Below are 7,734 nucleotides of genomic sequence, written 5' to 3' on the forward strand. Positions count from 1 at the left end.
CCGGCTCAGCGTCGGCCCGGCTCCGCGGGGTCGGACTCGGTGTCCCCGTGCTCCGGCAGCACGTCGACGTCGGTGACCGTGTACCCGAGCGGCACCTGGCCCAGCGCGAGCAGGAGCGCCGTCCGCCGGTCGTCGTGCTCGGTCTCGATCACCCGTCGCTCGGTCGGGACGACGACGAGTCGGACCCGGTGCGTCACGGGTGCCCCCACGCGGCGGTGCCGCGCAGGCGTCGCCCGGCGTGCTGACCACGTCGCCGACGCAGCAGCAGGTGGCGGACCGCGAGCAGGTGCGGGAACTCGACGAGCATGCCGACGACGATCGCCGTGGTGACCAGCGGCTGGTGGGGGAGTGCGGCGCTCGTCAGCCCGATCATCAGGGGTGCGTTGCGGGCCGCCGTCGTCATCGCGAGCAGCGCCGACCGCGGGTACGACAGGGCGGCGAGGCGTGACGCCCACTCGGCTGCGATGAACATCACGGCGAAGAAGACCACCGCGCACCCCAGCACGGCGACGAACACCGGCAGGTTCGCCAGCAGCAGCGCGATGTGCGAGGCGAAGAGCCCGGCGACCATCGCGCCCACGATCCAGGGGACCGCGCGGCCGGGCAGGGCGGCGGCGCGGGCTCGAGCGCCGTCCGGCAGGAGCGAGATCCCGAGGCGGATCGCCACGGCGATCGCGGCGGGCAGGACGAACCACTGCAGCAGGGTGCCGATGGTGCCCACGGCATCGATGCCGGCGTTGCCGCCCAGGACCGTGATCCACACCGGGAACAGCAGCAGCTGGGTGACCATGTTGATCGGCAGCAGGGTCGCCCCGACGGCGGTGTCCCCGTCGCTCAGGCGGGTGAACGCCAGGAACCAGTCGGTGCAGGGCGCCAGGAAGTACAGCATCACGCCGAGCTGGACGGCCGGGTGTCCGGGCAGGGCCACGCGGGTGAGCAGGAACGCGACGAGCGGGGCGAGCAGGAAGTTCATGCTCCAGGCGATGCCGATGACCTTCCAGGCGCCGGGCGTCCGTGGCAGGCGGTGCAGGGGGACGTCGACGAACAGGGTGACGACCAGGGTGATCACCAACGCGTCCACCACCGAGCCCATCGCGTCGCCGGCCGAGGGTGAGGCGCCGCCGATCACCGACCCGACCAGGATGGCGCCGCCGACGATCGCGGGGGTGGCCCAGAGTCGTGCACCGGCGGGGCGGGCAGGCCGCTGTGCCGGCATCAGCACGCGCATTCGACACCACAGCAGCTCAGGTCGTCGGTGAGCATCCCGGCGTCGTCCCACTCCTGCAGGGCACTGCAGTCGCGTCCGGCCCGTTCGCCGATGACACGGGCGACGTGGGCGAACCGCTGCCGGAACTTGTACACGAAGCAGAACTGCAGCGCGCCGTGCCGGAGCGTGGTGCCGGCCAGGAACAGCCCGGGCGTGGTGGTCGACTCGTCGTCCTCGGTGAGCAGCGGCCAGCCGTCCGCGCGGGTGTCGAACAGGCTCGCGGCCGGCCCGAGCCCCGGGCCGTACCCGGTGGCGAGGATCGGTGGCGCGTCCGCGACCAGGGCGGTCCGTCCGGCGACCCCGACGGTGAACCCGTCTCCGGATCGTTTGATGCCGGTGACCTGGCCGTCGTCGACCAGGGTGAGGCGTCCGCTGGCCCGCGCGGCCGCGAGCCGTTGACGGGTCCGCGGGGCGAGGCGGAACGACGGGTCCGAGCCGCTGCCGGCGTCCCAGGGGTGGGACGGGTCGACGACCGTCACCGTCGTCCCCTGTTCGACGTGGTGGCACGCCAGGTCGATGCCGGACTCGAAGCCACCCACGACCACCACGTGGCCGGGCCGTGCCACCCAGGCTGCCTCGGCGGAGGCGTGCACCCCGAGCGAGGTGCCCGCGCAACGGGGCAGGATCGGGTCGGAGAACTCGCCGCCGGCCCAGACCACGTTCCGGGTGATGACGGGGCCGCGGCTCGTGGTCACGCGGAAGCCGTCGTCGTCCGGCTCGATGCGCTCGACCTCGGTGTCGAGCAGGGTCGGCAGGTGGAAGGCCGCGACGACGCCCCGCAGGTACCGGGCGTACTCGGGCCCCGAGGGGTAGTCGGTCCCCAGGCTGTAGGCGGGTGAGGTGCGCGGGTGGACCGCGTTGAGGTCGGTGGCCCCGAACCCGTTGCCGGTGAAGGACGGCGTCAGGAACCGCTGGTGCTCCGGCCACCGACGGAACGTGTCTCCGACGACGCCGCGTTCGACGACGCCGAACAGCAGGCCGTCGACGGCGTGGAGTGCCAGGCCGGTGCCGACGCCGGCCGGTCCGGCTCCGACCACGAGGGCGTCGAGGGTCTCGGTGGGGTGTGGTGCTGGCATGGGGTCGGTCTTCCCAGCAGCTGCGGCTGCGTCGATGGAACGGCCACCGTGGTGTGGTCGCTGCACACCATCTTAGTGAGAACCGTTATCAACATGCCATCGCGGCATCAACCGACCGGCGTCGAGTACAGGACCGCCAGGGTCGCCACCAGTCCGACGACCACGATGCCGAGGTCGAGCAGGGCCAGGGTGACGAGTCGGGTGCGCTGCGGCCGGACGGCGGCCCGCACCACGACCATCGTCACGAACAACACGATGACGAGCACCAGCGCCGGCCAGCCGATCGCCGGCGCTCGGATCGCCATGAGGACCATCACCGCGGCGACGATCACGGCCGTGACGGCTCCCCACAGGAGCCAGTTCGAGCCCGACGCCGTCCGGAGTGCGGGCTGGTCGCCGACGCGGGTGGGATCGGGGCGGCGGGGCTGTTCGTCGGACACGAGCCGGACGGTACGCGACGGCCCCTGCTCGTGCCCGCAGCCGCGCGGCCACGAGAGGATGGGGTTGTGCACACCGCCGCGACCATCCTCGACGCCGTCGTCCGGCACATCGACACCACCGGGTTCGCCGCACACGGCATCCACGTGCGCACGCGGACTGCGGCTCCGGGCGCCGAGAGCACCGCGGGCGACGTCGCCGAGCACCACTGGACCCCCGACGTCCGACGCGAGGTCCACTCCGCCGCGAAGGGCGTCTGCGTCCTGGCCGCCGGCATCGCCGCCGACGACGGCCTGTTCGACCTCGACGAACCGATCGCGACGTCCCTGGTCGGCACCGGCCTCGGTACGGAGACCGGACCCGCGCTCGGCGACGGCGTCGACCGGGTCACCCTCCGGCACCTGCTCACCATGACGAGCGGCATCGACATGCCGTGGTCGGCGACCGAGCTGACGGACTGGCCGGACCTGGCGGCCGAGTTCCTGCGGCGACCGTCCCGCGGCCGGGTGTTCCAGTACGCGAACGCCAGCACCTACACGGCGATGCGCGTGCTCGAGACCCGGGTCGGGGACGTCGGTGCGTTCGTCACCGAGCGGCTGTTCGCGCCGCTCGGCATCCAGGACGTCGAGTGGCAACGCTGCCCGAACGGGTTCGTCGCAGCGGGCGAGGGACTGTCGCTCCGCACCGAGGAGCTCGCCCGCATCGGACGCCTGATCCGAGACCGCGGGGTCGTCGACGGACAGCGGGTCGTCAGCGCGCGGTGGTGCGACGCGATGCACACCGACTGGGTCGAGCGCGAGGGCACCGGCCCCGGCTACGAGCGGTACGCGATGGCCGGATGGGGTGGTCCCGGCCGACTCTGGCGGCTGCACGGTGCGTACGGTCAGATGCTGCTGTTCGACGAGACCGAGGCGAGCAACGACCCCGGCACCGTCGTCACCATCACCGCCGACGACCACTTCGGCGCCGACGCGCTCGCCGCCTTCGTCGCCGACGAGCTGGCCCGCCAGGACCCCCGCCGCTAGCACCTTCGACGATCCGACCTGCACGTCCGCGCGCGCCCGGCGTGGGAGGATCGATCAGTGCAGCAGCAACCCGTCGCGATCATCATCGCGGCCATGAGCGAAGAGGTCTCGGCCTTCGCCGACCTGTTCGGCGGTGTCCCGGTCCTCGACGGCCCCGTCGGTGGCCACGACCCGCACCAGCTGCTCGACATCGGCGGCGCCACGGTCGTCGTGCGCCGCAGCGGCATCGGTTTCACGAACGCCACGGCCGCGGTCGCCCACGGCTTCCACGACTTCGGCCCGGGCATCCCGGTGATCAGCGTCGGGACCGCCGGCGGGCTCATGCACGGTGTCGCCGTCGGTGACGTCGTGGTCGGCGACCGGTACGTCAACCTCAACGCCGACGCCACCGCGTTCGGCTACGCACTGGGCCAGGTCCCCGGCATGCCGACCGGCTACGCGCCGGACGCCCGGCTCGTCGAGCTCGCTATGGGCGCCGACATCGCGTGGCCCCTGCGGTCGGCGACGATCGGCTCGAGCGAGGTCTTCGTGACCGAGGGTCGTGCCCGCGCACTCCGGGTCGCGTTCCCCGAGGTGGCCGCGGTCGACATGGAGTCGGCCGCGATCGCGCAGTTCGCCCACGTGCACGACATGCCGTTCGTGTCGGTCCGGTGCATCAGCGACCTCTGCGCGCCAGACGGCGCCGAGTTCCGTGAGCACCTGGACGACGCCGCGGCACGCGCAGCGCGCGTGGTCCACGACCTGGTGCTCGGCCTGCGTTCCTGAGCCCGCCCGGTGCTCCGGCCTGGAGGCGCGACTCGCCGCCGCCGGTCCCGCGGCGGTGATCCGGGCCTCCCGTCCGACCCCGCCTGGTCGCGGGCGCTGCGCTCCGCGGCCATTCAACGGGCGGAATTGCGTTCCACGGACGTTCCGGGACGGATCACGAACCGGTGTGAAAACCGCTCGCTAGCCTCCATTTCGGGGGGCCAAGGAACCACGGCCAATCACACAGGGAGATCAGCCATGAGCGCCTACACGAGCGACGAGAACGTCGAACCTGCACGCATCACCACCTTCAAGCGCGTCCGCAAGCAGTGGCGTCGGACGGGTGAGGTCGGCTACACGCACAGTGGTAGCGACTTCTTCCGCGACGACGCCCCGGAAGCGGTCCAGCGGTAACCAGCGGCAGCCACGAAGTGCCCGTCAGGAGCGATCCTGGCGGGCACTTCTGCGTCAGCGACCGAGCTGGTCCCGCAGGTACGGGGCGGTCCGGCTGGTGGTCGAGGCGGCGACCTCGGCTGGCGTGCCGGAGGCGACCACCTGGCCACCCTCGACACCGCCGGACGGGCCCATGTCGATGACGTGGTCGGCGCTCGCGACGACGTCCATGGCGTGCTCGACAACGACGACGGTGTTGCCCGCGTCGGTCAGTCGGGCGAGCTGGGCGGTGAGCAGCTCGACGTCGGCCGGGTGCAGGCCGGTGGTGGGCTCGTCGAGCAGGTACAGGGTGTGGCCGGTCCGCGCGCGCTGCAGTTCCGTGGCGAGCTTGATGCGCTGCGCCTCGCCGCCGGACAGCTCCGGAGCAGGCTGGCCGAGCCGCAGGTAGCCGAGACCGACCTCGCGCAGGGTCTCGAGTCCGCGTCCGGCTGCCGGCAGGGACGCCAGGAACGGCGCCGCTTCGTCGACGGTCATGCCGAGGACGTCGGCGATGGACGCCCCGTTCCACCGGACCTCGAGCGTCTCGGCGGTGTAGCGGGAGCCGTGGCACTCGGGGCACGGGGCCCAGCTGCCGGGCAGGAAGAGGAGTTCGACGGACACCGAACCCTCGCCCTGGCAGACCTCGCACCGGCCGCCGGCGACGTTGAACGAGAACCGCCCGGCGCCCCAACCGCGGGCCTTGGCCTCGTCGGTCTGGGCGAAGGCTGCCCGGACCGCGTCGAACAGGCCGGTGTAGGTGGCGAGGTTCGAGCGGGGCGTCCGGCCGATCGGCTTCTGGTCGACCTGCACGACGCGGTCGATGAGCGGGTGCGACGTCGCGACGCCGGGCAGCACGCCACCGACGAGTGACGACTTGCCGGACCCGCTGACCCCGGTGACCGCGGTGAGGACACCGAGCGGCAGGTCGACGTCGAGCCCACGCAGGTTGTGCAGGGTGAGGTCGCGGAGTTGGAGGGTGCCGATCGGGGTCCGGACGGCACGGTCGGCGGTCGGCTGCCGGGGCTCCAGGAAGCGCCGGGTGACCGACTTCTCGACCTCGGCCAGTCCGGCGACCGGGCCGCTGTACAGGACGGTGCCGCCACCGGTGCCCGCACGGGGGCCGACGTCGACGATCCAGTCGGCTCGGCGCACGATGCTCATGTCGTGTTCGACGACGAAGACGCTGTTGCCGCCGGCACGCAGGTCGTCGAGGACGTCGACGAGGGACTCGGCATCGGCGGGGTGCAGCCCGGCGCTCGGTTCGTCGAGCACGTAGACGACGCCGAACAGGCCGGAGCGCAGCTGCGTCGCGATCCGCAGCCGCTGACTCTCGCCGGGGGAGAGCGTCGGGGTGGCGCGGTCGAGCGCGAGGTACCCGAGACCCAGGCCGACCAGGACCTCGACACGGGTGAGCAGGTCGCGCGAAATCGCCACGGCGACCTCGGTGTGTTCGCCGGACGATGCCCGCGACGTCGCCGCTGCCGCGTCGGTGATCGCTGCGATCGGGCGCAGGACTTCAGCCAGGCCGGTCAGCGGCAGCGCGTTCAGCTCGGCGATCGAGTGGCCGCCGATCGTCACGGCGAGGGCGGCTCGGGTCAGGCCCGTGCCGCCGCAGAGCCCGCACGGGCCGGACTCGACGAACTGCAGCACCTTCTTGCGCTGGGTCTCGCTCTGCGAGTCGGCGAGGGTGTGCAGCACGAACTGGCGGGCGCTCCAGAACCGACCCTTGTAGGGCTTCGCCACGCGATCGCGCTTCGGCTGCACCTGCACGACGGGCTGTTCCTCGGTGAAGAGCAGCCAGTCGCGGTCCTCGCGCGACAGCTCGCGCCACGGGCGGTCGATGTCGTAGCCGAGCACGGCGGTGACGTCCCGCAGGTTCTTGCCCTGCCATGCCCCGGGCCAGGCGGTGATCGCGCCGTCGCGGATGCTCAGCGACGGATCGTGCACGGCCGATGCCTCGGTGACCTCGTGCGCGGTCCCGATGCCGTGGCACCGGGGGCAGGCGCCGGCGACGGTGTTCGGCGAGAAGGAGTCCGACTCGAGCCGGTCGGCGCCGGACGGGTACGTGCCGGCACGCGAGTAGAGCATGCGCATCGAGTTCGACAGCGTGGTCATGGTGCCGACGGTGGAACGGGAGCTCGGGGCACCGCGACGCTGCTGCAGGGCGACGGCGGGCGGCAGTCCGGTGATCGAGTCGACGTGTGGGGTGGAACCCTGCGCGATCAGCCGCCGCGCGTACGGGGCGACGGACTCGAGGAACCGGCGCTGGGCCTCGGCGAAGACGGTGCCGAAGGCGAGTGAGGACTTGCCGGAGCCGGAGACGCCGGTGAACGCGACGATCCGGTCGCGGGGGATGTCCACGTCGACGTCGCGCAGGTTGTTCTCGCGGGCACCACGGACGCGGATGAAGTCGTCCGGCCCGGGTCGGTCGTCGGTCTGGGTCGAGCGAGGAGCGGGCATTCGCTCGATCGTAGGCTCGGCCACTGGGAGAAGCAGTACCGCCGCCGGGACCGCGAACGACGAAGAGCCGCTCCGCCCTGATCGGCGGAGCGACTCTTCGCGTCGTGCGGTGGTGCTCGTGGTGTGGTGTTGCGGCAGGTGTTACTTGATCTGTGCGGTGATGGTGGCGGTGCCGACGAGGAGGCCGCGCTTGACGGCGTCGGTGCCGAAGGTCTTGTTCAGCAGGCCGGCGGCGTCTTCGGAGATGTGGACGGTGGTGCCGGTGAGGATGGCGTTGTCGCCCTCGAGCTGG

General features: G+C 72.2%; 8 protein-coding genes. 3 read left to right on the plus strand and 5 right to left on the minus strand.

The annotated features are described in order from the left end of the window. Positions 1-5 precede the first annotated feature (5 nt). From DEI98_RS04475 to DEI98_RS04490, 4 genes are all read right to left on the minus strand, one after another. The gene (locus DEI98_RS04475; protein ID WP_146243421.1) at positions 6-197 is read right to left on the minus strand and encodes a hypothetical protein; all 192 of its coding nucleotides are present in this window, start codon (positions 195-197) and stop codon (positions 6-8) included. Further along, positions 194-1,216 carry an arsenic resistance protein gene (locus tag DEI98_RS04480; RefSeq protein ID WP_181437932.1) on the minus strand — a complete coding sequence of 341 codons (1,023 nt, stop codon included), beginning with the start codon at positions 1,214-1,216 and terminating at the stop codon, positions 194-196. The genes DEI98_RS04475 and DEI98_RS04480 overlap by 4 nt, the downstream gene beginning before the upstream one ends. Next, positions 1,216-2,343, minus strand: a complete 1,128-nt coding sequence (locus DEI98_RS04485) for an NAD(P)/FAD-dependent oxidoreductase (RefSeq protein ID WP_181437933.1) — start codon at positions 2,341-2,343, stop codon at positions 1,216-1,218. The genes DEI98_RS04480 and DEI98_RS04485 overlap by 1 nt, the downstream gene beginning before the upstream one ends. A 107-nt stretch (positions 2,344-2,450) precedes the next feature. Continuing rightward, positions 2,451-2,783 (minus strand): hypothetical protein, encoded by a 333-nt coding sequence (locus DEI98_RS04490; protein ID WP_146243422.1) that lies wholly within the window; start codon positions 2,781-2,783, stop codon positions 2,451-2,453. Between the two features lie 66 nt (positions 2,784-2,849). Here DEI98_RS04490 and DEI98_RS04495 point away from each other — a divergent pair, with 66 nt between their 5' ends. The 3 genes from DEI98_RS04495 to DEI98_RS18530 all read left to right on the plus strand — a co-directional run bounded on the left by DEI98_RS04495 (position 2,850) and on the right by DEI98_RS18530 (position 4,964). Continuing rightward, positions 2,850-3,806: a serine hydrolase gene (locus tag DEI98_RS04495; protein ID WP_111100051.1), complete on the plus strand. Its 957-nt coding sequence runs from the start codon at positions 2,850-2,852 to the stop codon at positions 3,804-3,806. Between the two features lie 57 nt (positions 3,807-3,863). Beyond that, positions 3,864-4,571 carry a 5'-methylthioadenosine/S-adenosylhomocysteine nucleosidase gene (gene mtnN / locus DEI98_RS04500; protein ID WP_111100052.1) on the plus strand — a complete coding sequence of 236 codons (708 nt, stop codon included), beginning with the start codon at positions 3,864-3,866 and terminating at the stop codon, positions 4,569-4,571. A 237-nt stretch (positions 4,572-4,808) separates the two neighbouring features. Then, positions 4,809-4,964, plus strand: coding sequence for a hypothetical protein (locus DEI98_RS18530; protein ID WP_155896774.1), 156 nt, complete (start codon positions 4,809-4,811; stop codon positions 4,962-4,964). 54 nt (positions 4,965-5,018) lie between these two features. On the opposite strand, the gene DEI98_RS04505 is transcribed toward DEI98_RS18530, so the two are convergent. Then, on the minus strand, positions 5,019-7,442 hold the full coding sequence (locus tag DEI98_RS04505) for an excinuclease ABC subunit UvrA (protein WP_111100053.1): 2,424 nt from the start codon (positions 7,440-7,442) through the stop codon (positions 5,019-5,021). Positions 7,443-7,734: the final 292 nt, after the last annotated feature.

The organism is Curtobacterium sp. MCLR17_034 (assembly GCF_003234485.1).
GTDB lineage: Bacteria > Actinomycetota > Actinomycetes > Actinomycetales > Microbacteriaceae > Curtobacterium > Curtobacterium flaccumfaciens.

Coding starts and splice junctions, on each gene's coding strand:
- DEI98_RS04485 (WP_181437933.1), bottom strand. CDS start 2,343: ATGCCAGCACCACACCCCACCGAGACCCTCGACGCCCTCGTGGTCGGA.
- DEI98_RS04505 (WP_111100053.1), bottom strand. CDS start 7,442: ATGCCCGCTCCTCGCTCGACCCAGACCGACGACCGACCCGGGCCGGAC.
- DEI98_RS04480 (WP_181437932.1), bottom strand. CDS start 1,216: ATGCCGGCACAGCGGCCTGCCCGCCCCGCCGGTGCACGACTCTGGGCC.
- DEI98_RS18530 (WP_155896774.1), top strand. CDS start 4,809: ATGAGCGCCTACACGAGCGACGAGAACGTCGAACCTGCACGCATCACC.